This window comes from bacterium, assembly GCA_024742285.1.
Classification (GTDB): domain Bacteria; phylum Myxococcota_A; class UBA9160; order UBA9160; family UBA4427; genus UBA4427.
This window is the reverse complement of record JANSYR010000004.1, coordinates 214,385-240,308: the sequence shown is the minus strand read 5'-3', so window position 1 is coordinate 240,308 and position 25,924 is coordinate 214,385. Positions and strand designations below refer to the sequence as shown.

Genomic DNA, 25,924 nt, shown 5'->3' with positions numbered 1-25,924 from the left:
GGGCGTGATGAGTGCCGTAGATTTTCGCGCCTCGGAACGGAGCCCGCCGCAGACGTACTCCCGTACGTCGAGGACGGGCGTAGTGAGAAGCGCGGAAAGATGCGGTGCTCAGCGCGCCCGGTACGACTCAGATCGTTTCGAAGAAGTACGTCATTCGGACACCGAGCGAGGCGGCCAGTTTGTGCATGGTCGACATACTGGCGGCGCTCTTGCCGAGCTCGATCTGGGAGATCAGGCTGACCGACAGACCGGTTCGATTGGCCAGCTGCTTGAGCGTGAGCTCGGATTCGTGACGCTTTGCGCGGATGCGGCGACCGACCTCGGTATTGAGGTGGGTCTCGAGGTCCACGAGCAGTCCGCGATCCTTGATCGCCTCCTGGACGACGGCGAGGACTTCGTCGTTGTCGATCGGCTTCTGGAGATAGTGGAACGCCTGGTGCTTCATGGTCGCGACCGCGGCCTCGACCGAGGCCACGCCGGTCGTCGCGATCACGCAGATGTCGTCGTCGAAGCCGCGGATCGCCGCGAGCGCTTCGGTCCCCCCGCTCCCGGGCGAGACGTCGAGCACGATCATCTGGAAGCGATTCTGTCGGACCTCTTCCGGCGCGCGGAGCGGCTCGGAGAGGGTGGTGACGCCGAAGCCCTGCTCGGTGAGCACGTCCTTCAGCTGTAGGCGGGCCTCTTCTTCCGAGTCCACGACGAGAATGTTGAGAGTCTGCTGGTTCGCCATTTCCAAAGATTCCGGATTGTTCGACCCGGAACTCCGCCGCTGCCCCACACCAGGGACGGAGAATTCGGGTCGGGCAGGACGGGCGCGCTACGGGCTGCGCGCTTCCTGCGCATCACTTGCCGATGAGATCGGTGATTCACCCGATCGGCATTAGTGGTTTATTGGAATCTTTCAGGCATTCCGCGGAGACGGGGCTCCGCCCGAAGCCGGAAATCGACGATCCGGGGAAGCGTCGGGGGCTTTTCAGGGCGAAGCCGGGGCGGGCTCGGACCCATTCGGCAGATCCCCGACCGGCGCGAGCAGCCATTTGCGGCTGAAGGCCTGCGGCGGGGCGTTCACCTGAACGGCGCGGTCGATCTCGAAGCGGATCGGCTCCGCGTCCGGCTCATGGATCTCGAACCAGGCGGGGACCATCAGGCGTTCGAAAGAGACGACGGGGCCGAAGATGGTGAAGACGCCGCTCGCCCGGTCGATCCGACGGACCTGGAGGTCCTCCGTGTCGACCCAGAGGCGGGGCAGGAGCACGTCCCCGGGAATCGCGAGCTCCGGCCCGTCGAGGGACGCGTCGGCGGCGGGAATCACGGCCTTGCCGTCCGGGCCGAGGAGCGTCTCAGCGGCCAGCGCATACTCGTCGCCGTCGGCGCCGAGCGGATCGAGGAGCACGTCGTCGCCTTCGAGCGCGAAGCGGTCGGGCCCCGGGAGCGGCGCGGCGAGTCGCGGGTCGCCGATCACGAAGCAGTCCTCGTCACCGCAGGTCGCGAGTCCGATCACGTCGCTCGAGACGTCGAAGGACTCCAGCGCCGTCCGGAGCGTCGACGAGGTCGAGGGCTGCAGGAAGAAGAGCGGCTGGAGGAGCGGCTGGGGACGTTCGATCCGCAATCCGTCCTTCGCGCCCGCGAGCTCGGGGCCCGAGAGCAGGTAGCGATCGATGCGTCCGTTGAAGCCGCGGAGCTCGAGACGCGCGAGGCCCGAGGGATGGGTGATCAGCTGGCCCCGCGCAACGGGCTCGCGATCGCCGATCCGCATCGTGAGCTCGAGCTGGATCGCCTGGCTGCGACCGGAGCTCCGGTTGACCTTCGCGATCTCGCGGATCGTACGATCCGCCTCGGGAATGAAGGCGGACGCCACGGACGAAAGCACGAGCAGCGCCCCCGCGATCGTCCAGACGATCGCCCGCGCGGCCCGCGACCGGCTCCCCAGGCGGATCATCCCTGTCCCGCCAGACGCGACGCGCCCGCATAACGTGCGGCCGCGCCGAGCTGCGACTCGATTCGAAGCAGCTGGTTGTACTTCGCGATCCGATCCGAGCGACACATCGACCCGGTCTTGATCTGCCCGGTGGCCGCGCCCACCGCGAGGTCCGCGATCGTCGTGTCCTCCGTCTCGCCGGAGCGATGGGACGAGATCGAGCCGAAGCCCGCGGCATCGGCCATCCGGATCGCCTCGAGGGTCTCGGTCAGGGTTCCGATCTGATTGACCTTGATCAGGATCGCGTTCGCGCTCTTCTCCTCGATGCCTCGCTTCAGGATCTTCGGATTCGTCACGAAGAGGTCGTCTCCGACCAGCTGGCACTGGTTCCCCAGTTTCGCGGTTAGCGCCGACCAGCCCGACCAGTCGTCTTCGGCGAGGCCGTCTTCGATCGAGACGATCGGATAGCGCGCGACCCAGTCCGCCCAGAACTCGACCATCGCCGCGCTGTCGAGCTTCCGGTTCTCACTGGCGAGATGATAGGTCCCGTCCTCGTAGAACTCGCTCGACGCCGGATCGAGTGCGATCGAGATGTCCTTGCCCGCCGTGTAGCCCGCCTGATCGATCGCCCGGAGGATCAGCTCGAGGGCCTCCTCGTTGCTCTTCAGGTCCGGGGCGAAGCCGCCCTCGTCACCGACCGCCGTCGAGTAGCCCTTCTCGAGGAGCACCTTCTTCAGGGTGTGGAAGACCTCCGCTCCCCAGCGGAGCGCTTCGGAGAACGTCGGCGCACCCAGCGGGTAGAGCATGAACTCCTGGACGTCGACGGAGTTGTCCGCGTGCTCGCCGCCGTTCAGCACGTTCATCATGGGTGCCGGCAGGAGGTTCGCGTCGGCGCCGCCGATGAAGCGGTAGAGCGGCGTCTTCGTCGCGTTCGCCGCCGCGTGCGCCGCGGCGAGAGAGATCCCGAGGAGGGCGTTCGCGCCACAGCGCGACTTCGTCTCGGTCCCGTCGGTGTCGATCAGCTTCGCGTCGAGCGCCGCCTGCTCGTCGAGGCCGCCCAGGGCCATGCCCTTCACCGCCGCGGCCAGCTCGCCGTTCACGAAGGCGACCGCCTGGGTCACGCCCTTGCCGAGATAGCGATCCTTGTCCCCGTCGCGGAGCTCGAGCGCCTCGCGCGCCCCCGTGGAAGCCCCGGAAGGAACGGCCGCGCGACCGAGCACGCCATCGCTGGTCACGACCTCCACCTCGACCGTGGGGTTGCCGCGCGAATCCAGGATCTCCCTGCCCTGGACAAGGTCGACGCTCGTCTGCGCCATCGCCGTTCTCTCCTCTGGGACCTCCCGCGCTCCGCGCGCGGGCGACTTCGATTGGCCCGAGCGGCGCACCGGGCGAGGCGGTCCTCGCCGGCGGATTCGCTTCGGGCGCGCCGGGGACGCAGTGAGGCCATCGGGCCCCGTCCTCCCGGGCGCGCGCAGTCTAGCAGGTGGGGCCCTCCCGCTCGCGCGCGAATCAGTCCCGGGTGGCCGGAATCCGCGGCACGACGACGATCCGTCCGTCCGGGGCCGCGAAGCTCTCCGCCTCGATGTCGAAGGCGCGCCGCAGGGGCTCGGGCTGGAGGACGTCGGCCGGGGTGCCGGCGGCGACGATCCCGCCTTCCCCGAGCAGCACGACGCGGTCACAGGTCCGCGCGGCGAGGCTCAGGTCGTGGGACACCACGAGGGCCGCGCGACCGCGTGCTGCAAAGGCCCGGACCTCGGCCAGGACCTCGACGCGATGCTTGAGATCGAGGAACGCGGTGGGCTCGTCGAGGAGCAGGACCTCCGGGTCCTGGACCAACGCGCGGGCGAAGAGGGTCAGCTGGCGTTCGCCGCCGGACAGACTCGTGATCTCGCGGTCCGCGAGGTCCCCGACCCCCAGCCGATCGAGGGCTTCGAGGGCGGCCTCGACGTCGCTGTCGCTCTCGAGGCCGAGGAGTGGCTGATGCGGCGCGCGCCCCATCAGTACGAGCTCGCCCACCCGGAACGGGAAGGGCACGTGGAGATCCTGCGGGACGAGGGCGACCCGTTGGGCCAGCGTCCGGCGGGCCAGACTCGCGACGTCTTCGCCGCCGAGCAGGACGCGGCCGGCACCGGGCGCGAGGGCCGCCGACGCGATCCGCAGCAGCGTCGTCTTCCCGACGCCGTTGCGACCGACGAGCCCCACGATCTCACCCGCGCGGACCGCGAAGTCGAGATTCGCGAGCAACGTGCGTCCGCCCACGTCCGCCCGCACGCCGTCGAAGAGGAGATCCACACTCATGCCAGTGGACCCCGCGCCTGCGCGCGCCGCAGCAGGTAGATGAAGAGCGGCCCGCCGACGATCGCGGTCACCGCGCCCACCGGAAGCTCCCGCCCGTCGAGCACGGTCCGCGCGACGGTGTCCGAGAGGACGAGGAAGCCCGCGCCGGTCAGCGCCGTCGCCGGCAGCAGGAGACGGTGGTCACTGCCGATCATGAGGCGGAGCGAATGCGGGACGATCAATCCGACGAAGCCGATCAGCCCGGAGACGGCGACGGCGGCGCCGACCATCAGCGACGTGGCGAGCAGCAGCCATCGCCGATGGGCCTCGACGGGGACACCGAGATGCGACGCCGACTCGTCCCCGAGCGCGAGCAGGTTCAGACTGCGCGAGAGCAGGAACGCGGTCACGAGCCCGAGCACGACGCTCGCGCCGACGACGCCGACCGCGTCGATCTCGACGGCGGAGAGGTGCCCGATCAGCCAGAGGAAGATGCGCGAGCCCTCGAAGAAGCCGGCGACGGAGGCGAGGAAGACGATCCCGGCGGAGGCGAAGGCATTGAAGACGACGCCGGTCAGGAGGAGCCCCGTCGGCGAGCTGCGACCGCGACCGCCGGAGACCCAATAGAGGAGCGCCGTCGCGAAGAGACCGCCGCCGAACGCCGCCATCGGAACGGAAGACGTCGGAAGCGCGAAGGCGGTTCCGAGCGCGAGCACGGAGATGCCCGCGAGGGCCGCGCCGCCGGAGACGCCGAGGACGTACGGATCGGCCAGTGGATTGCGAAGCAGGGCCTGGAAGACCGCGCCCGCGGTGGCGAGCGCCGCACCGACCAGAAGCCCGAGCACCACCCGCGGGCCGCGTACCCGGAGCACGATGTCCCGCGTCGCCGCATCGACCTCGCTCGATTCGCCCGTGACGATCCGGACGACGTCCGACCAGCCGACTTCCGAGGGGCCGGTCGCGAGCGCCACGAGGGTGATCGCGCCGACGGCGGCGACGAGCCCGCCGAGGACGAAGACGAGCCGGGATCGCGAGAGGCGCATCATGGAGCCGGCTCCGCGAGGGCGTCGGGGGCCCCGGTCGATGCCTCGGTCAGCGCCGCGTCGATCGGCGAAGCGATCTCTTCGCCGTGCACCAGGATCGCGAGCGCACGGATCGCGGCGTCGAGATCCGGCCCCGGCATGCTCACCCGGCTCGCCTCGACGGTCACGACCCGACCGTTCGCGACCGCGGGCAGGCTCGGCCACCGGCTCCAGAAGGCGCGAGCCTCCGACGCGCCCGGCGTCATGTCGAGCACGAGCTCCGGGCGCGCGGCGATCAGCCATTCGATCGAGCCGCGGGGATAGCCCGGTGCCAGTGACTGCGTGAGGTTCTCCGCTCCGACCGCCGCCAGCATCTCGTCGAGAAAGGTGTCGCGCCCGACCAGGTAGAGCGGCGAGCGATCGACGACCGCGATCGCCGTCGGCCGGGGGCGAGCCGCCGTGGCGATCTCGACCGCGGCCTGCATGGCTCGGATCGCGGCGATTCGCGCCGCGGCCTCGGTCTCGCGGCCGAGCAGTCGTCCGAGACGTTCGATGTTCTCGAGGACCTGACCGAGACGCTCGTTCTGGTAGACGTCGACCGCGACGCCGGCGCGGGTGAGTCGCGAAGCGTGTCCCTCCTGATCGACCCCGGCCACGAGCAGCACCCGGTCGGGACCGAGCGCGACCACGGCCTCGAGACTCGGATCGAAGAGGCCCCCGACGCGGGGAAGATCGGCCACCTCGGGCACGACCTGCGCCGAGTAGTCGTCGACCCCGACGAGCGCCGACGCCGCGCCGAGGCGCACGATGATCGAAGTCAACGACGGGTTGAGGGAGATCAGGCGGGGAAGGGGAGGCCGCCCGTCCTCGCGCGCAGCGGCCGGCGCCGGCGCGCAGAGCGCGGATAGGACCAGGACCAGGACCGCCGCCGGCGCCAGGAGGTGCGGACGGACTTCGTTCGGTCGCTGAGAGCTTCGGGGGAGCGGGACCAAGGGGGCCTCTGGCGCGGGCGCCCGAGGGAGTGGCGTCCGGTCGCAGGCGGCTCGGACTCGGCGCACAGCGCGCGCGGCCCCGCCGCCGGAGCCGGCCCATCATAGTCGGCACGCCCGAACCCGGCATTTTCGGCGTGGATCGGGCTGCAGGACCGCCGGAGCACGAGGCCCCGGCGGTCCGCTCTCACTTCGTGGCGACCTTCCGGGCCTGACCGCCCCGGGGCGGCCCGACCTTCACCTGACCGCGCAGCTTGCCGAGCAGCGCCGGCCCGATCCCGCGCACGCTCTCGAGCTCGTCGACGGAGCGGAAGCCGCCGCGCTCCGCGCGCACCGCGAGGATCGCCGCTGCCTTCACCTCGCCGATCCCCGGCAGCGCCTCGAGCTGCTCGGCGGTCGCTGCGTTGAGGTCGAGGGGGCTCTTCGCATCCGCGGCCACGGCGGAGGTTCCGCCGAAGCCGAGAATGAACGCCACCAGCAGGAATGCGAACACGTTCCGAAAAGCGCCTGAACGCGACCGCGAGGCACCCGTGTGGATGGAGGACATGGAATCGATCTCCCCGGGACCTGGGGCGAATCTCTTCACGGGGAATTCCGGAACGTCGGGCGAGCACCCTGTTCGCCGAGCGCTCGCCGGCGAACGATGAGCCGCAGGCGACCCATGCGTTCAGCGATCGCGGAGGACCGAGAACTTCGCCGCCGCGAAGAGCGCTTCCTTGGCGGGGCCGTCCGGGAAGGGCGCGATCGCTTCGAGCGCCCGGCCGATGTGTTCCTCGGCGCGCTTCTGGGTATCGACCACGCCGTGATGGCGATCGACGAGCGAGGCGATCTCCTCGAACTCGAGCTCCGGCGCACCTTCGGGCGCCTTGCCGCCGTGTTCGTCCGCCAGTCGCGCGGCGCTCTTCAGGACGCTCGCCACGTGATCGCGCTCGGCGACCCGGGCGCGCTTCAGCGTCAGGATCAGCGGAAGCGTGATCTTGCCTTCGCGCAGATCGGCGAAGGGGGCCTTGCCCATGGTCGCGAGGTCGGCCTTGTAGTCGAGGCAATCGTCCTTCAGCTGGAAGGCGGTTCCGAGCTGCTTGCCGAACTCGGTGATCCGGTTGCGTTCGCCACGGGTGACCTCGCCGAGCAGCGAGCCGATCTCGCAGCAGGTCGCGAGCAGCGCGGCGCTCTTCCGCTCGATCACCTCGTAGTAGTGCTTCTCCGTGATGTCGACGTCGAAGCTCCGTTCGAGCTGGAGCAGCTCGCCCTCGGCCAGGAGCCGGATCGCTTCCGCGTAGCTCTCGACGATCGCCAGGTTTCCGTCCTGGATCACGATCGACGAAGCGCGGCCGTAGAAGAAGTCGCCCGCCAGGACCGCGCGCCGGTTTCCCCAGATCGCGTTCGCCGACGGTCGACCGCGACGGACGTCCGCGAGATCGACGACGTCGTCGTGGACGAGGGTCGCCGTATGGAGGAGCTCGAGGGCGGCCGCGAGCTCGATCCGCCGCGGACCCGTGTAGCCGCAGAGCTCGGCCGCGAGGAGCACGAGGGCAGGGCGCAGCCGCTTGCCGCCGGAGTCGAGGAGGTGGTTCCCGGCGTCGCCGACGACCTGCGAGCGGGACTCGACCGTGTCGCGGAGCGCGACTTCGACCAGCTCCATCGCCGGACCGATCCGCTGGAAGGCGAGACCGAGACTCTCCTCGAGAGAAGCGGGCGATTCGTTGGCGGCGTCGAAGAGGGGGCGTGACATGCCGGGCAATCTAGCCGCGCCCAAACCGGGTGTCAAAGCTGGAAATCTCCAAAAACGCTTCAAAAACGTACGTTTACCAGCGTTCTCGAAGATCGGGTGCAACGACTCGACGCATTCGTCGCACGGTCTCAGCCGACGCCGTGCTCGCGAAGCCAGTCGACCGCCTGCGCCACCTCTTCAATGGGAACGAGTTCGCAAACCGGATCGCTTCCCTTCCGACGCCCCTTCGCCCGTGATCTCTGCTCCTCGAAGCAGACCGCCGGAACGAGCAACCGCTTGAAGCCGAGCCGGGCCGCCTCGGCGACGCGCACGTCGAGGCGCGACACCCGCCGGACCTCGCCGCCGAGTCCGATCTCTCCGACGGCGGCGGTATCCGCCGGGACCGCCTGGTCGAGACGACTCGAAGCGATCGCGAGCGCGATCCCGAGATCCGCCGCCGGCTCCGCTACGCGGACCCCACCCGCCGCCTTCGCGTAGACGTCCTGGGAAAGGATGTCGACGGGACTCCGCCGGTCGAGCACCGCGAGCAACAAGGCGACTCGCGCATCCTCGAGTCCGAGCGTCGTCCTCCGTGGCGTCCCGTAGGGCGCCGGGGCGACGAGCGCCTGAAGCTCCACCAGCATCGGACGCGATCCCTCGAGCATGGGAATCACGCAGCTCCCCGGTGCCCGCGTGCTCCGCTCTTCGAGGAAGAGCTCGCTCGGGTTCTCCACCGCTTCGAGCCCGTGACCCGCCATCGTGAGCACGCCGATCTCCTGGGTGGAGCCGAAACGATTCTTCGCGGCTCGCAGGAGACGGAATGCATGGGCCCGATCGCCTTCGAAGGTCAGCACGACGTCGACGAGGTGCTCGAGCACGCGCGGCCCGGCGAGGCTTCCTTCTTTGGTCACGTGTCCGATCAAGAGCAGCACCGAGCCGACCTTCTTCGCCGTCGCCGCGAGCTGCGCCGCCGATTCGCGTACCTGCGCGACGGAGCCCGCGGCGCTCTCGATCGCGTCGGTCTGGATCGTCTGGATCGAGTCGACGACGACGAAGCTCGGGGCGAGCTCCTGCCAGGGACCGGCCAGCGCCTCGACCCGCGTCGTCGTCAGCACCTGCATGTCCGAGCCGAGCCCGGGCAGGCGCTCCGCGCGCAGCCGGATCTGCTCCGCACTCTCCTCACCGCTCACGTAGAGCACCGATTGTCCCGCCGCCGCGAGCCCGCCGGCGACCTGGAGCGCGAGGGTCGATTTGCCGATTCCCGGATCCCCGCCGAGCAGCACGACCGAGCCCGGCACGAAGCCGCCGCCGAGCACCCGGTCGAGCTCGCCCTCGCCCGACGCGATCCGCGGACTCGCGTCGGCATCGATCTCGCCGAGCCGCCTCGGCTTCTCGTCGTCGGCCGCCGGGACCAGCGCCGCCAGGCCGTTCGCCCCGCGCCCGGTCCCCTTTTCCTTCGCACTCGGCGCCGCGTAGGTCTCCTCGACCAGGCTGTCCCACTGCCCGCAGTCGGGGCAGCGGCCGTGCCAGCGCGGATGCTGGGCACCGCAGGCCTGGCAGGCGTGGACGGTTCGGCGCTTCGCCATCGACGGATCCCCCCTCCCGACCGCACCGCCCGCCCGGGCGAAATCGCGACCGTGTTCGCAGAATGCCCGGCCCGTCCTCGAAGGCGATCCCGAAGCGCGAAAACAAGGTGAACATAGGCCCTCTCGCGCGATCTGGGCAGGGGAGAATCGCTGTCAACTCGCTCGCGAACGCTGGTTGACAGCCCTCTTCGAGGCTCGGTAGGCTGCTCCGCCGAAGCAGCCGGAAGGCCCACTCGCGGCCCCGCTGCAGCGCCACCCCCTCCGTCCCTCCCTGGAGACTCCGTGACCGCACCCGCTCCGACCTCGCTCGCCCGCTACACCGAACTCGCCACCCGCGCCCTCGCCGGGGAGGCACCGTCCGAAGCCGAGGCGCTCTGGATCCTCGACGGCGACGACGTCGAGCTCCTTCCTCTTCTACAGGCGTCCTTCGAGCCGCGCCGTCGGGCCTTCGGCCGCAAGGTCATGGTCCACGTCCTCAACAACGTGCAGAACGGACTCTGCCCCGAGGACTGCGGCTACTGCTCCCAGAACAAGGACTCGGCCGCGGCGATCAAGAAGTACGCCATGAAGAGCGACGCGCAGATCATGGACGAGGCCGAGGCCGCCGCGAAGTCCGGCGCGAGCCGGTACTGCATGGTGCTCTCGGGTCGTGGGCCGTCTATCAACCGCACACAACGCATCGCGAAGCTTGTTCGCGAGATCAAGGAGCGCTGGCCGATCGAGGTCTGCCTCTCCGCGGGACTGATGGGCGACGAGCACGCGGCGATCCTCAAGGAAGCCGGCCTCGACCGCATGAACCACAACCTGAATACGAGCGAGCGCCGCTACGCCGAGATCACCCAGACCCACACCTACGCCGATCGCGTCGCCACCCTGGGCGCGGCCAAGCGCGCGGGCATCGAGAGCTGCTCGGGCATGATCGTCGGGATGGGCGAGGAGTCGATCGACATCGTCGAGGTCGCCTACAAGCTGCGCGAGCTCGAGGTCCCGTCGATCCCGGTCAACTTCCTGATTCCGATCGACGGCAACCAGGTCCAGGAGGACGGCTCGCTCACGCCGGAGCGCTGCCTGCGCGCGTTGGCGCTCATGCGCTTCGTGAACCCGACCGCGGAGATCCGGATCGCCGGTGGGCGCGAGGGCCACCTCCGATCCATGCAGCCCCTGGGCCTCTACCCGGCCAACTCGCTCTTCGTCGAGGGCTACCTGACGACCAAGGGCGACCCGGTCGAGGACACCTACGCGATGATCCGCGACGCGGGCTTCGAGATCGACGGCAACGACGCCTATCACGAGGCGCAGTCCCACCAGAACGGCGGCCAGCACGGCGGCCAGTTCCGGATCCCGGACGGCAGCGACCAGCTCCTCAAGCCGGAGATCGCGCGCACGTGAGTCCGGCGGCCGAGCAGAACGGCTCGGCGCCGTCGCCCTTGGATGCGATCGCCGACGAAGTGCTCGACGGGATCCGCGAACGCGGGACCCATCGACGCATGCGCGTGCTCGACGGGCTGCAGGCGCCGCGCATGCAGGTCGACGGGCGCGACGTCCTGCTCTTCGCGGGCAGCAACTACCTCGATCTCGCGCGCCATCCCGAAGTCGTCGAGGCCGCCGAGCGCGCGAGTCGCGACTACGGCTGCGCCGCCGGCGGATCACGCCTGATCACGGGCAACCTCGCCTGCCACGAAGCCCTCGAGTCCGAGCTCGCCCGCTTCTTCGGTCGCGAAGCCGCTCTCGCCTTCAACACCGGCTACATGGCGAACGTCGGCGTGATCCCCGCGATCGTCGGCCCCGGCGACGTCCTCGTCTCGGACGAGCTGAACCACGCTTCCATCATCGACGGCGCGCGCCTCGCCCGCGCCGAGGTCGCCGTCTTCCGCCACGGCGACGTCGACTCGTTCACCGAGACCCTCGAGCGCGCCCGCCCCGACGCCCGCCGCGTGCTGGTCGCCTGCGACGGCGTCTACTCCATGGACGGCGACGTCGCGCCGGTCGCCGAGATCGTGAAGCGCGCCCACGACCACGACGCGATCGTGCTCCTCGACGACGCCCACGGCACGGGCTGCCTCGGCGCGCGCGGTCGCGGGACCGCCGAAGCCGCCGGCGTCCTCGCAGAGGTCGACATCCTGATGGGCACCCTCGGCAAGTCGATCGGCTCCTTCGGCGCCTTCATCGCGGGCTCGGCGAAGCTCCGCGAGCTGCTCGTGAACACCGCCCGCAGCTTCATCTTCTCCTGCGCCCTCGCGCCGGCGCAGGTCGAGGCCGCCCGGGTCTCCCTGCGCCTCGTCGACGAAGAGCCGTGGCGCCGCGAGCGCCTCGCCGCCAACTGCGACCGACTTCGCTCGGCGCTCCGAGCGGAGGGCATCTCGACGGCCCCGAGTACGACGCACATCCTGCCCGTCGTGATCGGCGAAAACGCGACCACGATGGCGGTCTGCGAGCGGCTCCTCGAGCGCGGCTTCTACGCCCAGGGCATCCGCCATCCCTCGGTGCCCGCCGGGACGGCGCGTCTTCGCATCACGCCGATGGCGACCCACACCGAGTCCGAGATCGATGCGCTCGCCGCCGCGATCACCGAAGAGATCCGGGCGGTGGAGGGCTAGCGCGATGGCCGGGATCTTCGTGACCGGGACCGATACCGACGTCGGCAAGACCTTCGTGACCCGCCTGCTCGCCCGAGGGCTGAGCGACGCGGGCGTCGACGTCGGCGTGATGAAGCCCGCCGAAACGGGCGTCCCGCCCGAAGGGCCGATGGACGCGCGCGCCCTGATCGCGGCCGCCGGCGTCGACGACGCGGTCGAGCTCGTCTGTCCGCTCCGCTTCGACCTGCCCGCCGCGCCCGAAGCGTCGGCGCGCTTCGAGGGTCGGGTCGTGGAGCTCGAACCGGTGCTCGACGCCTGGGCGACGCTCTCGGCGCGACACGCCTTCATGCTGGTCGAAGGCGCGGGCGGTCTCCTCGTGCCCTTCGACGCGAAGCTCACCATGGCGGATCTCTCGGCGCGCCTCGCCCTGCCGATGCTCGTCGTCGCGCGCGCGAGCCTCGGCACGATCAACCACACGCTGCTCACGCTCGAAGCCTGCGAGCGGCGAGCGCTTCCAGTCGTCGGCGTCGTGATCAGCCACGCGACCGGCGTGCTGTCCGAGGCGGACGAGCAGAACGTCGAGCTCTTGCGCGAAGCGCTCGGCGACCGTCTGATCGGGGAAGTCCTGCCGGCCGACGATCCGTCGACGATCGACCCTCGAAGCGCGGGGCTGGACGCGATCCTCGGCCTGGCCCGCGCCGGCGGCACTCTTTCCCCAGCTGGCGGCGCCCTTGCCCCAGCGAGCGGCGCACCGGCGAAGGTCAGCGCGTGAACGACCTCCATCCGATCGAGGCGAGCGCGCTGCATGCGCGACGCGAGCGCGTCTTCCTCGTGCTGGCGGGTCTCTTCCTCGGGTCGATGACGATGCTCAACATCCTGGGTGTCTCGCGCTTCATCGACTTTTCGTTCCAGCTCGGTGACCTGACGATCCCGATGGCGTTGGCGGTCGGCGTCCTGCCCTATCCGGTCACGTTCCTGTGTACGGATTTCATCTCGGAGCTCTACGGGCAGGCGCGCGCGAACTTCCTCGTCTGGGTCGGCCTTCTGCTCAACCTCTACGTGATCACGTTCCTCTACGTGGGCGGGATCATGCCTCCGGCCGTCGAGATCGACGCGGCGACCGGGCTCCCGCCGACCGGCGCCTACGACTACGCCTTCTACCGCATCCGCTTCCTCACGATGGGCGCGGTCGCGGCGTCGATGATCGCCTACCTGACGGCGCAGCTCTGCGACGTGACCCTCTTCCACTTCTGGAAGCGGCTCACGAACGGACGCCACCTCTGGCTCCGGAACAACGGTTCGACCCTCGTCTCCCAGTTCGTGGACAGCTTCGCCGTCATCACCATCACGCACTTCTATGCGGGTGCGCTGCCGATCGATCCCACCCAGGCCGTCTGGCCCCAGCTCTGGGTGTTCATCGGCTCCGGCTACGTCTTCAAGCTGACCATCGCCCTGATCGACACGGGTCCCTTCTACCTGGGGGTCCACTACCTGAGCCACTACCTCGAGATCGACCCGAACGAAGAGCACGCGAAGGGCGAGATCTAGACCGGGGGGCCCACGCCCCGTCGCGACCGAGGGCGCGACACAGTACCTTGATCGATTCGCCACGAACGCTGGGTAGAGGTCGATGAGCAGGACACTCGACGCCTTGATGCGAGCGGAGTCGGCCGCCGCGAGCGGTCTCCGACAGAAGGATCTTCCCGGCTGGCGCGGCGATCGTCCGTTCCGCGTCCTGTCCGTGTCGAGCAACAAGGGCGGGGTCGGGAAGACGACGGTGGCCGCGAACCTGGCGGTCTACCTCCGTGCGCTTCGCGAGGACGATCCCGTATTGATGGTCGGTTTCGACGACCAGACGAGCCTCGACCGGATGTTCGCCCTCGACCTCGACGCACCGACGGCGGGCGAGGATCTCGAGGCGGGGCTCCGGATGCGGACGCTCTCGAAAGTCGTTCGCTTCGGTCAGTACGGCGTCGAGTACGTGCCTTCGAGTCGCGACGTCCCCACGCTGCGCGCCCTCCTGGACGGACCCGCCGCCCTCCAGCGGATCCTGCTGGCGTCGCATCGAACGGGCACCGTCGTGCTCGACACCAAGAGCGACTTCGAGGTGTTGACCCAGGCGTCGATCCTCTCGAGCGACCTGGCGGTCGTGATCGTGAAGGATCAGGCCTCGCTGATCGAGGCGAAGCGCGTCTTCGATCTGCTCGAGGCGAACGGCCGACCTCGATCGGCGGCACGCGTACTCCTGTCCCTCGTGGATCTTCGCGTGAAGTATCGCGACGGCGAAGCCGAGGACGTGCTGGGGCATCTCCTGACGGAGATTCGACGTCTCGAGTACCCGGTGTTCGAGACCTTCATTTCGCGCAGTCCGAAGGTCGAGTCCCTCTACACGAACCCGGAGGGTCGCGCGCACGCGATCCTCAACGGCGCCGAGCAGACGGTGGTGCATCGCCAGATGCGCCAGCTGACGCGCGAGGTGGACACCGCCCTCGAGGAGCGTGAGCGGCATGAGCCGATGCCGGCGTACATGAACCGCTCGCCCTTCGGGGGCTGAGCCTCGGCACCGCGTGCTCGCGCGCATCCGGCCTGATCGGCTCGTTCGCAGTTGCCCCGCGGGTGTGTGTCGTTCTAGTACAATTTGGACTAATCTATCCGGGCGCCTGTCCGATGGGACGGAAGTGAGCGTGCCCATGGAGACGGAGACCCCGCATGCCCTCGATCAGAGCCCGCGGCGACCGCGCCGAGATTCGCGAGTGCCGCATGACCGAAGACGGTCCGCGGCAGGTCGTGCTCGCCCGCTTCCGCGGTGTCCTCACGCCCGATGTACTCGACACCGCGGCCGCCCGCGCCCAGCGCCCCTTCGACCGCGAACTCGTGGTCGAGCGTGCGCACGCGGCGGGCATCCCCGTCGGCACGGTCCGTCGAAGCGACGCCGCCCGCCAGCTCCTGGCGGAGCTGCGCGCCGGTGCCCTGCTCGATCCGACCGTCGTCTCGCTCCTCCAGGACGCGCTCGCGCTGCAGGAATCGCGTGCGCTTCCCGAGCATCTCGCCGACGCCGCCGAGTGGGTCGGACGCTCGGAGGCGGAGCGAGGGAAAGCGCTGCGCGGACTCACCCGCGCCGCGAGTCGTGCGGCGCAGGGCCGCGAAGATGTCCGCGAGGCGGCCGCCGACACCTTTCCGCGCTTCCGGTCCACGACGGATCGGGACGCCGCCTAGGCCCAGGACCGGTCGGTGCTCCTCGACGAACAGATCGTCGCGCTCGAGCGCGCCTTCGACGATGCCGGGATTCCCCACGCGTTCGGCGGAGCGCACGCGCTCGCCTACTACGGGAGCATCCGCGCCACGCACGACATCGACGTGAACGTCTTCCTGCCGGTGACCGAGGTCGATCGCGTCTTCGGGGTCCTGGGCGATCTCGGCGCGGCGGTCGACAACCCGGGCCTGAAACGTCTCGCCGAGCGGGACGAGCAGGTCCGCATCCGTTGGGACGCGACGCCCGTCGACCTCTTCTTCGCCTACGACCCGCTCCACCTGAGCTCGATGGCGCGGCGACGACGCGTCGATTTCTTCGGCGACGCGATCCACGTCCTCTCCGCCGAGGACCTGATCGTCTACAAGGCGACCTTCGATCGACACAAGGACTGGGTCGACATCGCCGGCGTCGTCTTCGCCTGCGAAGCGCCCCTCGATTTCGACTACGTCCGCGGCTGGCTGGAGCGGATCGACGGACCAGAGCGGACCCGCCTCACACGCCTCGAAGGCATCGTCGCGTCCGGCGGTGCCGACCTCGGATAGACTGCGTCCCCGCGCCCCGGAAGAAGGAAACTCATGACCGAAGCCCGCCATCCCGAAGCCCCCGAGTGGTACCGGAACGCGATCGACGTCCCGCGAACCGACGAAACGGTCGAGGTCGACGGCGCCGCCATCCACTACCTCGCCTGGGGCGAGCGCGGCCGCCGCGGCCTCGTCTTCGTCCACGGCGGCGGCGCGCACAGCCACTGGTGGACCCATGTGGCCGCGCGCTACGCGAACCGGTTCCGGGTCGCGGCGATCGACCTCTCGGGCCACGGTGACTCGGACCGCCGGGACAAGTACAGCCTCGAGCAGTGGACGAACGAAGTCATGGCCGTCGTCGGCGACTCGGGCATGGAAGGCAAGCCCGTCGTCGTCGGCCACAGCATGGGCGGCTTCGTCACGATCGCGACCTCCGCGCTCCACCCCGACGCTCTCGCCGGCATCGTCGTCTGCGACTCCCCGGTCAGCGCCCCGGACCCCGAGGTCGACGCCCATCGCATGGGCCAGGCCTTCGGCAAGCCGCGCCACTACCCCTCACGAGAGGAAGGCCTCACCCGCTTCCGAACCGTTCCGCCCCAGGAGCACTACCTCGACTACGTCATGGCGGACGTCGGCTGGCACTCCCTCAAGGAGGAGACCGAGGGCTGGCGCTGGAAATTCGACCACAACGCCTTCAGCGCGTTCGAAGAGAACCCGCGCGTCGCCGCCCGCCCCTACCTGCCGAAGATCACCTGCCGGATGGCGCTCCTCGCCTCCGAGTGCGGGCTCGTGAACAAGGAGATCGGCCGGTACATGTACGACCTGATGGGACGCGTGAACCCGGTGATCGAGATCCCGCTGGCGGGCCACCACCTGATGCTCGACCAGCCGCTGCTGCTGATCTCGGCGCTAAACGCGATCCTCGCGGACTGGGATCACTCGGAGCCCTTGCAGCGCGCGTGACGGATCGAGGAATTCTCCCATCGGAATCCGCCGCCGGGGTAGCTTGGAGGCGCCCGCGCCGTTCATTTCTGCTCGAGGAATCCGATGCGTCTTCCACTGTCGAGACTTTCTCTGCTCGTCCTGCTCCTGTCCGCGTCCGCGGCACACGCGCAGGTCACCGTGACCGTCACCCCGCGTGACGCGTCGGGAGAGGTCCTGAATCCCGGCGCGTTTCTCACACCCGGCGACCGGATCCAACTCGACCTGCGCGCGCGAAAGGACGAGACGACCGTCCTCGCGTTGCAGGTTTCGGCCGTCGACTACGCCGCGAACGGACTCGCCTTCGCGTCGGGCGAGGCGACGCCCTGGCTCTTCGCGCCGTTCTGCGATGCCTCGGTTCCCCAGTGTTCGGGCGGCATGGATCCCGGATTCGGAACGGTGGACCAAAAGCCGGCCGAGCTGAACACGTTCCCCGGCGGCCCCAGCGTACCCGCCCTCGCCTACATCGACCTGCCGACGCCGATCCCCGCAACCGGTGAACAGGACCTGGGGCTCGACGGGACCACGAGCAGTCCGCACGCACGGCTCTTCTTCGACGTGGTCGGCGGGCCGATGTTCTGGATCCCCGGATCGACGATTCGGGTCGGCGCCTTCGACTACGGGGACATCGTCGGTCTCCCGGCGGCAGGCGAAGGAACGCTGGAGGTGATCTGGATCGTTCCCGAGCCTTCGACGGCGCTGCTCCTGGGATTCGGTCTCGCCGTCATCGCCCGCCGAGGGCGCATTTCGGCTGGTCGTAGCTAGCCGTCGAACGGCCCGCTGGGCCCCGGCCGTTCGACGCACGTCTCTCGAGCGCCGCGCGCGATGTCCCGAACGAAGCCGGCGCGGGCGCGCGCACCGGCTGGTCCTTCGTCGGAATCGCCGCTTTCCCTACAGGGCTACAGGGTCTGGCCCGGAGTGGCAGAGAGCGTGAATTCGCGCGGAACAACGCGTGCAACCGGTGGGCAGAAGGTCCGCCCAACTGAAACGGGGCCAAAACCCATCAAGACGTCGAGGCGAAACTCCGATCCACCCGTCGATGGAACTGGCCCCCCCGACCACCGAAGAAGAGCTGAAGATCCTCGAGGTCCGGCTGACCCAGCTCAAGCTCGAGTACGAGAAGTACTTCCTCGGTTCGCGCCCGACCGAGCCCGCGCAGCAGCGCGCCGAGGTCCAGAAGTCCGTCCTCAAGTTCTCGAACATGCGGATCACGAACACGGCCCAGCGCTTCAAGTTCAATAGTCTGAACGGGCGCTACCAGGCGTTCAAGCGACAGTGGGACAACACGCTCCGCCAGATCGAGGCGGGGACCTACAAGCGCCATGTCTTCAAGGCCGACCTCCGCGATCGCGAGCGCGGCCTCGACGGCGCGACTCCGGGGAGCGCGAGCGCAACGGGCGGCGGCGCGAAGGGCAATGACCGCGGCGAGCTCTTCGAGACCTATCGCGACGCCATGATGGCGACCGGTCAGAACACCAAGGGGCTCACGCCGGAGAAGCTGCAGAAGGCGATCGCCAAGCAGGAAGCGGCCATCAAGCAGAAGTACGGCTGTGACAGCGTCGACTTCAAGGTGGTCGTCACCGACGGCAAGGTGAAGCTGAAGGCCGCGGCGGGCTGACGTCGGCGGGACGCGCCACCCATCGATCGTGCTTGCTCCGTTCGTGGTGCGCTGGTAGGGGTGGAGCATGGCCTTCGCCCTCCCTCCGCGCCGTGCGCTCCTTCTCGTCGCGATCGCGATCGCCCTGTCGATCGCCGGCGCAATCACCCTCCTCGAACGGAACCCGAACGAACGCGAGGAGTCCGCCGGCACGGAGGACACTCGGACTTCCGTGGCGGCGACGGCGTCCGGGCCCGCCGCGACCTCGGTTCCCTCGATCCGCGGAGAGGCAGCGGACGCGCTCGCCGATCTCTTCGCCCCGGACGACCCCGCCTGGGCGTGGTCCCGTGTCGATCTCGACGCGCTCCGCGACGAGATGCCGGACAACGCGTTCTGGACCCTCGCCGCGCCGACCGACGATCCGGCGGTGCTCGCGCAGAGGCGCGAGGCGCGCGATGTCCAGAACCGTGAGTGGGGTCGGATCCTCTCGAACACTGCGCAGGAAGCCGACGTCCGCGCCTTCTATGCCGAACGTCAACGCGAATCGAGCGATCTCGTGACGTTCACGACCCGGCTCCTCGACGAGTACGGCTCGGTCCTGCCGGACCGCGATCGGGGGCTGGTCGAGCTCTCCCGACGCATGCATCGCCAGCGCCTCGAAGAGCTCCCACGCCGGCTGCAGGAAGCCCTCGATCGTCGCGCAGCGCACGCCGACGCCGTCGCCGCCTGGAAGGCGGACCAGGCGGCCTTCGGTGAGACCGATTCGCCGAGCGACGCGTCGGAGTAGCGTGTCTCGCCGCGTCTGGGCGTCGGGTGAGCGATTTCGCGGAAAGGAAACGTCTTTCGGACGAAACGCAGGCTTCCCGTCCTCGTCGGCGGGGATCGGCCCCGACTTCCGGTCAAACCTGTCCCGGGGTCGCACGACGGCGCGTGTTCGGGCTTCCGTTGGACTCTGACGCCGTGTTAGTTTGATCTCCGTTGCAGAGCGCGCGCGGAGTCGGCCACGGCCGGGCGTATCGTGATCCGAACCGCGCCAGTCTTCGAGGCGGAGACGCACCGTCTCGAAGCGAGAGGGGGCCTGGTCATGAAGGAGCTTCTGGAGACGCGGACGCTGGCGAGGATCGCCGGCGTGGCCATGACGGTCTGCCTGTGGCTGCCGTCGGTCGCCGGCGCGATCGGCATCGAAGACGTCGTGAACGGCGGCAACGACTACGCCTGGGAACGGATCGAGATCCCCGGCACCGTCTGCAGCGACGGCTCCCAGTACAAGTTCTTCGTCCACGACGACCTCGCCTCGAGCGATCTCGTGCTCTATTTCGAGGGCGGCGGCGCCTGCTGGGACTACGAGTCCTGCAGCGGACAGCTCGGAATCCTCGGCGCCGCGAATCCGAACGGGATCGCCGACGACTACGTGACGCAGCTCGCGGCGACGTATGTCTCCCCCGTCATGAACGGCGCGGACCCGGGGCTGCCCCTGCGAAGCAAGGATCCGATCGCGACCGAGGGTTGGGACGTCGTCTTCATGCCCTACTGCACCGGTGACGTGCACGTCGGCAACGAGGTCCAGACCTACACCGATCCGACGGGCCAGAATCCACCGATCACGTTCCGGCACGCGGGCTTCACCAACACGCAGGCCGCGCTCGCATACCTGGCGAACCGATTCCCGAACATCGATCGACTCCTCGTCTCCGGCTTCAGCGCCGGCGGCGTGGCGACCGCCGCCGGCTACTACGAGGCGCGAACGACCCTCGATCCGAACGAAGGCTTCATGCTGAACGATTCGGGACCGCTCTTTCCGGCGGAGAGCGCGAACGACAACTCGCGACCCCTCCACGACACGATCACCGACGCCTGGGGCCTCGAGACCGTATTCGCCGCCTTGCCCGCGAGCTTCGACATCAACGACTACGGGAGCGCCACGGACCTCGTCGCGACGGAGTTCCCGAACGATCAGCTCGCCTACACCGGCTACTCGAGCGACTTCAACTTCTCGCGGTTCTCCTACGAACGGTTCTACCCGAACCTCAGCCAGGCCGACATCCTCGCGCTCTGGCGGGAAGACCAGGCCGAGCTGATCGACGAGATGAACGACCATCCGAACTTCAGCTACTCGATTCCGTGGGCCCGGCAGATCAACGACAGCCACTGCTCCACCATCATCACCTTCATCGGGAGCCACTCTTGCCCGAACGTCCGCAAGAAGCGGTGGTACGAGCGATGGCAGTGGCCGTGGAGCCAGAGCTGGAAATGCCCGGGCGGCGTCGCGCAGTACGGCATGGACCAATTCATCGATCGATGGATCGAGAACGGGCACGTGATCCGCTGGGTCGAACCGTGGAACGAGTACAACCTGCAGGATCCGGGCATCCAGATCGTGGCACCGCTGATCGACGCGGCCATCTCCGGAAACTGATCCGCTTGTCGCCTGCGGGCGCTCGGCGGAGGGTCCACTCGCTATCGCTGATCGCGGCCATCGCCGTCTCCCTCTCGGGGGGGACCGCGATCGCTGCGGATCCGGCGGAGGGCGTGCGGCCCGGCTACGTGAACCGGGCGATGGGCCTCGGCGAAGTCCGGAAGCCGGAGCGATTCACCCGGGAGCAGCGACTCCTCGAGGCGGTTCGCACGAACGACCGCGCGACGGTCGAGCGCGCGCTCGAGCTCGGCGTCGACGTCGAGAGCCGGGACGACCTCGGGCGGAGCGCGCTCCTTCTCGCAGCGCGAGATGCGCAGGATCCCGAGCTCGTGGCGTTCCTTCACACGCGAGGCGCAGCGCCCGACCGCGCGGACGTCGGTGGTCGAACACCGCTCTCGTGGTCCGCGGCCCGGGGCCGACTCGACCTGATGCGCGTGTTGATCGACGCGGGCGCAACGATCGATTCCGTCGACGACCAGGGGCGAACGCCGCTCTTCTACGCCGCGATCGGCAATCATCCGGAGGCCGTCCGCTTCCTGGCCGAGCGAGGGGCCGCGATCGACGTGAGCGATCGACGGAAGGAGACTCCGTTGATCGGCGCTTGCGCGAAGGCCGCGAACGATGCCGCGCAGACGCTCCTCGAGCTCGGCGCCGATCCCGAGCGACGGGATCATCGCGGACGAACGGCGCAGGATCGCGCGCGCGGCCTCGCCCCTGCGTGTTCGCTCGTCTCGGCGGAGCCTGTGCACGCTCCCCGATGAACCGGATCGCGGCAGCCGGTCGCGCGATCGGGGGAGGTCTCCTCTACGGCTGCGCCCAGGTCGGGATCGGGATGTGGCCGCTGGCGTTCGCCTGCCTCGCGCTCTGGTGGTCCGCCCTGAAGGAAGCGCGACCCGCACGTGGATTCGGGAGTGGGTGCGTCTTCGGCGCGAGCGCGTACCTGATCGCGATGGCTTGGCTCCTCCCGACGGCGTCGCGCTTCTCGGGCGCGGGTGAAGGGCTCTCGTTCGTCGGCCTCGCGCTCTGGCTGGCGCAGGGCGCCTGGATCGCGATCGGATTCGGCGTCGCGGGCATGGTCTCGTCTGCGCTGCTTCGTCGGGGTTGGCCGAGCGCGTTCGCGGGACCCCTCGCGCTCGTCCTGGTCGAATGGGTCCAACCGCAGGTGTTCGGTGCCGGCGTGGGGGCCGTTCTCGCCACGACCCCCGTCCTCGCACAACCGGCCGCGCTCGGCGGCCCCCTCCTGCTCACTTCCTTCGTCGCCGTAACGAACGGCCTGATCCTCGACGCCGTGCGAAGCGCGGGTCGACCCCGGGCGGGGAGGGCGCTGCTCGCCGTCCTGGTCGTGGTGGGCGTCGCGATCGGAGGCTCGATCCGTCTTGCTTCCCTCGACGACGGGGACTCGACGACGAACCCGCCGCTCGCGATCGGCCTCGTGCAGGCCAACGTGGATCCCCTCGCGTCCCGCATGGACGCCGCGCCGGGGCATCGCGCGCATCTCGCGGCGAGTCGGCGCCTCCTGGCAGAGGGTCCCGTGGACCTCCTCGTCTGGCCCGAAGGGGCCTACGCCCGTGCCCTGCCTGGCGTGCTTCCCCTCGACGGTCAGCCCATCCGCGCCGATCTCGGCGTGCCGCTCCTCTTCGGCGCGAACCGCAGGACGGACGACCCGGCGCGAAGAGGCGCGACCAACTCCGCCTTCCTGATCGGGCGCGACGGGCGGATCACGCAGGCCTACGACAAGCGGCGACTCGTCCCTCTCGCGGAGACGGGGCCGGGTGAGCCGTTCGCGGACTGGCGGCGGGAGTGGATGCCCCACGCGCGCAGCTTCGTCGCCGGCGACGCACCGACCGCTCTCACCCTCGGGCCGCATCGCATCGCGACGCCCATCTGCTACGAGGTCACGCACTCCGAAGACGTGGCGGAGCTCGTCACGGCTTCGAACGCCACGGTGATCGTGACCTTGTCCGACGACGGGTGGTTCGGGGTGTCGCGGGAGCCGGCGATGCACCTCGCCCTGGCACGCCTCCGGGCGATCGAACAGGGACGTTGGCTCGTCCGCGCCGCCGTTCACGGACCTTCCGCCGTCGTCGATCCCGGCGGTCGGATCGTCGCGCAGACGCCGCCATTCGAGGCGGCGACCCTTCGCGCGACGATCTTCTCGCGCTCGGATCCGACGCCCTACGCCCGCGGCGGAGACGGACTCGTCCTCGTCGGGTGGCTCTTCACCGCCGGCCTGCTCGGGGTCCGGCGACGCACGCGGACCTAGTCCGGCGCCTTCACCCGATTCTCGATCGCCGGCAGCGTCGCGAGATAGGCCGCGATCGCCTCCAGGTCCGACGGCGGCAGCTCCGCGTAGCCGTGCTCGATCACCTCGGACATCAGTCCCTGCGTATCGTCACCGTCGGGCTTGATTCCCATCTGCAGGTACCAGACGAGGTCCGCGCGGGACCATTCGCCGATTCCCGTCTCGGTGTGCGGCGTGATGTTCGGCGCGAGCTGACCCTCGGGTCCCTCGACCGAGCCCGCGAGCGGCATCGTCGAATCCAGCCCGCCCGTCAGGGTCCGCGGCGTATGGCACTCGCCGCAATGGGCGGCTGCCTCGACGAGGTAGCGTCCGCGACGCCAGGCCTCGCTCCGCGCCGGCGCGTCGTCGAAGGACTTCGGCGTGAAGTTCACGAACTTCCAGCCGGCGACGGAACCCCGCCAGGAGAACGGAAAGGGCGCGTCGGGGGCGCGGTTCTCTCTTCGGACGGCAGGACGTGCACGCAGATAGGCGAACATGTCGACGAGGTCTTCGTCGGTCAGACCGGAGAACGACGGATAGGGAAAGGTCGGAAAGTAGTGCTCGCCATCCGGCGAGAGCCCTTCCCGCATGGCGCGCACGAAGTCCGCGCGGCTCCATCCGCCGATCCCGGTCTCGGGATCCGGCGTGATGTTCGAGCTGTAGAAGACACCGAAGGGGGTCTCCATCGCGCGCGCGCCCGCGAGCTCCGGCGCGTCCGCTCCCTCCGCGGGATAGTTCGTGTGGCAGGTGCAGCCTCCGGTCGCCCGGAAGATCTTTTCACCCCGGTCGAGGTCGGCGACGATCGCGTCCAGATCGCGCTCGGTGTCGGCCGCGTACGCGCTCGCGCCGGCAAGGAGACCGAGGACGACGCACAGCCCGATCCGGGTTCGCCGTGTTCGCATGCGAACGGTCCTACTTGTTCTTGTAGGACTCTTCCTTGGGCTTGCGGAAAGGCTTGTGACAGCCGCCGCAGCTCTTTCCGAGTCCGCGCATCGCCGGGCCGACCGCGCTCGGGTCGCCTCCACTGGCCGCCGCAGCCAGCGCCCTGGCCGCCGCCTCGTAGTCCGCGATGGCGGTTTCGAATTTCGTCCAGTCGCTCCAGATCTCGGGCTTCGCGTCGGTCGCGCCGTCGGTGAGCTGCTTCTTGAACGCCGGGGCGATCAACGCGGCCGCGTCGGCCATCTGGCTGGCGTGGTTCGCGACGCCGCCGGGCACGTCGAGCCGGTTCTTCAGGATGTCGCTGAGGGCGCTCATGTTCGCCCCGATCGCCGACATGAGCTTCTGTCGGTATTCGATCTGGGCCTCCCCCGATTCATGTGCGTCGGCGGAGACGAGCGAAGCCGGAAGAAGGACCATCGCGACCGCCAGGGACGCGAAGGAGAAGACACGAAGCGAGCCGGTACGAACCATCGAGACCTCCGATCGGGTAGACCGGAAGGGAAGCACAGCGCCTCGCAATCGTCAGCGCGGTCGCGTTTCGTGCACGCGAACACATGTTCGTTCGAAGCTTCAGGTTCCGGACCCGCTGTCCGGGTTCACGATCGCCTTGCCACCGCTCGCGGCGCGCAACGCGGCGCCCGGATTCCGGACGGGGCGCGCGCCATGAAGGGGAACGAGTGCTTCCGCTGCGGATTCGATGTCGCTGCCGAAGCGCGCCGCCTCGCAGACCGCTCCCGAGGCCTCCACCGACTCGACGATGGCCGCGATCACGACTTCGGGCGTGAGACGCGCATCGAAATCCGCGACGCCCCCCGCCGTCTCGGGCCGGAACTCGAGATCGAGCGCTTCGTAGACGGGCTCCAGGATGGCTCGGAGACCCCCGGTCTGCGCCACCGTCAACACGCCGCCCACGTGCGCGCCCCCGCGGATCACCCGCTGGCCCACGCCCATGACCTTGACGCGGCCGCCGATGTTCACGCTGTACTCCCCCGGGCAGTATTCACCCGGGACTTCGCCCACACGGGCATCGAGCCCCAGCCGCCGGAGCGCGTCGACGATCCAACCCGTGAGGCGCTCGAAGCGCGGCTGGATCTGGAGATGGGCGTCCGGATCGGCAGAGGCCCAGGCGAACGCGACGCTCGCCTGCAGGAAGACCGCCGCGTGTCCGCCGGCGAGGCGGGTGACCGGCTCGTAGCCCGCTTCGCGCGCGATCTCGACGGCCCGCGGATAACCCGGCCGACGCGCGTCGAGGCTCGAGAAGAGCATCGCGTCGTCCGGCGCGTAGAGCCTGAGGCTCTCGCCACGCGCCCCCGTCGCGACGGAGCGCAGCATCGCATGGGAGACGGCCGTGTCGAAGACGGCGCGTCCCGGGAAGCGGTCGCGATGAAGCTGGATCGGGGTGCGTTCGGCCGGCGCGCTCAGCGGCTCGCCACGTCGAGCTCGAGCTCGGCCCGGGCCACGACGCCAGCGAGGCGCGCGCGTTCTCCGGCGTTCGCGTCGTCATCGGGAAGCGACGAGAGCTGCCCGTCGGCTTCGGCCTTCGCGGACTCCACCGCGGTCGTGTCGACGGCGCTGGCGAGCGTGCACGAGTCGACGAGCACGACGCAGCGCGTCCCGTCGACCTCGGCGAAGCCGCTCGTGATCGCCGCCCACTCGTTGCCCGAGCCCCGAATGATCTGCATCGGTCCGAGCTGCAGCGGCGTCAAGAACCGCTCATGGCTCTCGAGCACACCGAACTCCCCGGCCTCCCCCGGAAGCACGACCTGTTCGACCGTCTCGGAAAGCGCCTCGCCTTCCGGCGTCACAACCACGAGTTCGATTGCCATAAATCCGTTTCTCGATCCCGGTCAGCCCGCT

At 69.4% G+C, this 25,924-nt stretch carries 27 protein-coding genes; 14 read left to right on the top strand and 13 right to left on the bottom strand.

The genetic code is table 11. The annotated features are described in order from the left end of the window. Nucleotides 1-127 precede the first annotated feature (127 nt). The 9 genes from NXI30_09935 to radA all read right to left on the bottom strand — a co-directional run bounded on the left by NXI30_09935 (nucleotide 128) and on the right by radA (nucleotide 9,503). The gene (locus tag NXI30_09935; protein MCR9094526.1) at nucleotides 128-730 is read right to left on the bottom strand and encodes a response regulator; all 603 of its coding nucleotides are present in this window, start codon (nucleotides 728-730) and stop codon (nucleotides 128-130) included. A gap of 243 nt (nucleotides 731-973) precedes the next feature. Continuing rightward, complete coding sequence (locus NXI30_09930; GenBank protein ID MCR9094525.1) at nucleotides 974-1,939, bottom strand: hypothetical protein; 966 nt, start codon at nucleotides 1,937-1,939, stop codon at nucleotides 974-976. After that, on the bottom strand, nucleotides 1,936-3,234 hold the full coding sequence (eno, locus tag NXI30_09925) for a phosphopyruvate hydratase (protein MCR9094524.1): 1,299 nt from the start codon (nucleotides 3,232-3,234) through the stop codon (nucleotides 1,936-1,938). The genes NXI30_09930 and eno overlap by 4 nt, the downstream gene beginning before the upstream one ends. 193 nt (nucleotides 3,235-3,427) lie before the next feature. Beyond that, nucleotides 3,428-4,216: an ABC transporter ATP-binding protein gene (locus tag NXI30_09920; protein MCR9094523.1), complete on the bottom strand. Its 789-nt coding sequence runs from the start codon at nucleotides 4,214-4,216 to the stop codon at nucleotides 3,428-3,430. Continuing rightward, the gene (locus NXI30_09915) at nucleotides 4,213-5,241 is read right to left on the bottom strand and encodes an iron ABC transporter permease (GenBank protein MCR9094522.1); all 1,029 of its coding nucleotides are present in this window, start codon (nucleotides 5,239-5,241) and stop codon (nucleotides 4,213-4,215) included. The genes NXI30_09920 and NXI30_09915 overlap by 4 nt, the downstream gene beginning before the upstream one ends. Then, complete coding sequence (locus NXI30_09910; GenBank protein ID MCR9094521.1) at nucleotides 5,238-6,209, bottom strand: helical backbone metal receptor; 972 nt, start codon at nucleotides 6,207-6,209, stop codon at nucleotides 5,238-5,240. Before NXI30_09910 ends, NXI30_09915 begins: the two co-directional genes overlap by 4 nt. 184 nt (nucleotides 6,210-6,393) lie before the next feature. After that, nucleotides 6,394-6,681 carry a helix-hairpin-helix domain-containing protein gene (locus tag NXI30_09905; GenBank protein ID MCR9094520.1) on the bottom strand — a complete coding sequence of 96 codons (288 nt, stop codon included), beginning with the start codon at nucleotides 6,679-6,681 and terminating at the stop codon, nucleotides 6,394-6,396. 192 nt (nucleotides 6,682-6,873) lie between these two features. Beyond that, nucleotides 6,874-7,938: a polyprenyl synthetase family protein gene (locus NXI30_09900; protein ID MCR9094519.1), complete on the bottom strand. Its 1,065-nt coding sequence runs from the start codon at nucleotides 7,936-7,938 to the stop codon at nucleotides 6,874-6,876. 128 nt (nucleotides 7,939-8,066) lie between these two features. After that, nucleotides 8,067-9,503, bottom strand: coding sequence for a DNA repair protein RadA (gene radA / locus NXI30_09895; GenBank protein ID MCR9094518.1), 1,437 nt, complete (start codon nucleotides 9,501-9,503; stop codon nucleotides 8,067-8,069). 282 nt (nucleotides 9,504-9,785) lie between these two features. Between radA and bioB the strand changes: the two genes are divergently transcribed. The 14 genes from bioB to lnt all read left to right on the top strand — a co-directional run bounded on the left by bioB (nucleotide 9,786) and on the right by lnt (nucleotide 23,110). Continuing rightward, nucleotides 9,786-10,892, top strand: coding sequence for a biotin synthase BioB (gene bioB / locus NXI30_09890; protein ID MCR9094517.1), 1,107 nt, complete (start codon nucleotides 9,786-9,788; stop codon nucleotides 10,890-10,892). Then, nucleotides 10,889-12,100, top strand: a complete 1,212-nt coding sequence (gene bioF / locus NXI30_09885; protein MCR9094516.1) for an 8-amino-7-oxononanoate synthase — start codon at nucleotides 10,889-10,891, stop codon at nucleotides 12,098-12,100. The genes bioB and bioF overlap by 4 nt, the downstream gene beginning before the upstream one ends. Before the next feature lie 4 nt (nucleotides 12,101-12,104). After that, entirely contained in the window at nucleotides 12,105-12,851 is a 747-nt protein-coding gene (bioD, locus tag NXI30_09880) for a dethiobiotin synthase (protein MCR9094515.1), read from the top strand. Continuing rightward, on the top strand, nucleotides 12,848-13,627 hold the full coding sequence (locus NXI30_09875; GenBank protein MCR9094514.1) for a queuosine precursor transporter: 780 nt from the start codon (nucleotides 12,848-12,850) through the stop codon (nucleotides 13,625-13,627). Before bioD ends, NXI30_09875 begins: the two co-directional genes overlap by 4 nt. 82 nt (nucleotides 13,628-13,709) lie before the next feature. Beyond that, a complete protein-coding gene (locus tag NXI30_09870) occupies nucleotides 13,710-14,633 on the top strand; it encodes a ParA family protein (GenBank protein MCR9094513.1) in 924 nt (307 codons plus the stop codon). Between the two features lie 155 nt (nucleotides 14,634-14,788). Then, nucleotides 14,789-15,295, top strand: a complete 507-nt coding sequence (locus NXI30_09865; protein ID MCR9094512.1) for a hypothetical protein — start codon at nucleotides 14,789-14,791, stop codon at nucleotides 15,293-15,295. A 15-nt stretch (nucleotides 15,296-15,310) separates the two neighbouring features. Continuing rightward, nucleotides 15,311-15,874, top strand: a complete 564-nt coding sequence (locus tag NXI30_09860) for a hypothetical protein (protein ID MCR9094511.1) — start codon at nucleotides 15,311-15,313, stop codon at nucleotides 15,872-15,874. Nucleotides 15,875-15,907: 33 nt separating this feature from the next. Then, a complete protein-coding gene (locus tag NXI30_09855) occupies nucleotides 15,908-16,816 on the top strand; it encodes an alpha/beta hydrolase (protein MCR9094510.1) in 909 nt (302 codons plus the stop codon). A gap of 84 nt (nucleotides 16,817-16,900) precedes the next feature. After that, entirely contained in the window at nucleotides 16,901-17,599 is a 699-nt protein-coding gene (locus tag NXI30_09850; protein MCR9094509.1) for a PEP-CTERM sorting domain-containing protein, read from the top strand. A 274-nt stretch (nucleotides 17,600-17,873) separates the two neighbouring features. Next, nucleotides 17,874-18,452, top strand: a complete 579-nt coding sequence (locus NXI30_09845) for a hypothetical protein (GenBank protein ID MCR9094508.1) — start codon at nucleotides 17,874-17,876, stop codon at nucleotides 18,450-18,452. A gap of 67 nt (nucleotides 18,453-18,519) precedes the next feature. Then, entirely contained in the window at nucleotides 18,520-19,218 is a 699-nt protein-coding gene (locus NXI30_09840; GenBank protein ID MCR9094507.1) for a hypothetical protein, read from the top strand. A 297-nt stretch (nucleotides 19,219-19,515) separates the two neighbouring features. Next, a complete protein-coding gene (locus NXI30_09835; protein MCR9094506.1) occupies nucleotides 19,516-20,847 on the top strand; it encodes a pectinacetylesterase family protein in 1,332 nt (443 codons plus the stop codon). Nucleotides 20,848-20,852: 5 nt separating this feature from the next. Next, the gene (locus NXI30_09830) at nucleotides 20,853-21,608 is read left to right on the top strand and encodes an ankyrin repeat domain-containing protein (protein MCR9094505.1); all 756 of its coding nucleotides are present in this window, start codon (nucleotides 20,853-20,855) and stop codon (nucleotides 21,606-21,608) included. After that, nucleotides 21,605-23,110: an apolipoprotein N-acyltransferase gene (gene lnt / locus NXI30_09825; protein MCR9094504.1), complete on the top strand. Its 1,506-nt coding sequence runs from the start codon at nucleotides 21,605-21,607 to the stop codon at nucleotides 23,108-23,110. Before NXI30_09830 ends, lnt begins: the two co-directional genes overlap by 4 nt. Here the strand turns inward: lnt and NXI30_09820 are convergent. The 4 genes from NXI30_09820 to atpC form a co-directional block, all read right to left on the bottom strand. Beyond that, nucleotides 23,107-24,030 (bottom strand): cytochrome c, encoded by a 924-nt coding sequence (locus tag NXI30_09820; protein MCR9094503.1) that lies wholly within the window; start codon nucleotides 24,028-24,030, stop codon nucleotides 23,107-23,109. The genes lnt and NXI30_09820 overlap by 4 nt on opposite strands. Before the next feature lie 10 nt (nucleotides 24,031-24,040). Then, the gene (locus NXI30_09815) at nucleotides 24,041-24,538 is read right to left on the bottom strand and encodes a cytochrome c (GenBank protein ID MCR9094502.1); all 498 of its coding nucleotides are present in this window, start codon (nucleotides 24,536-24,538) and stop codon (nucleotides 24,041-24,043) included. 99 nt (nucleotides 24,539-24,637) lie between these two features. After that, nucleotides 24,638-25,399 carry a lipoate--protein ligase family protein gene (locus NXI30_09810; GenBank protein ID MCR9094501.1) on the bottom strand — a complete coding sequence of 254 codons (762 nt, stop codon included), beginning with the start codon at nucleotides 25,397-25,399 and terminating at the stop codon, nucleotides 24,638-24,640. A gap of 86 nt (nucleotides 25,400-25,485) precedes the next feature. After that, nucleotides 25,486-25,893 (bottom strand): ATP synthase F1 subunit epsilon, encoded by a 408-nt coding sequence (atpC, locus tag NXI30_09805; GenBank protein MCR9094500.1) that lies wholly within the window; start codon nucleotides 25,891-25,893, stop codon nucleotides 25,486-25,488. Between the last annotated feature and the right edge of the window lie 31 nt (nucleotides 25,894-25,924).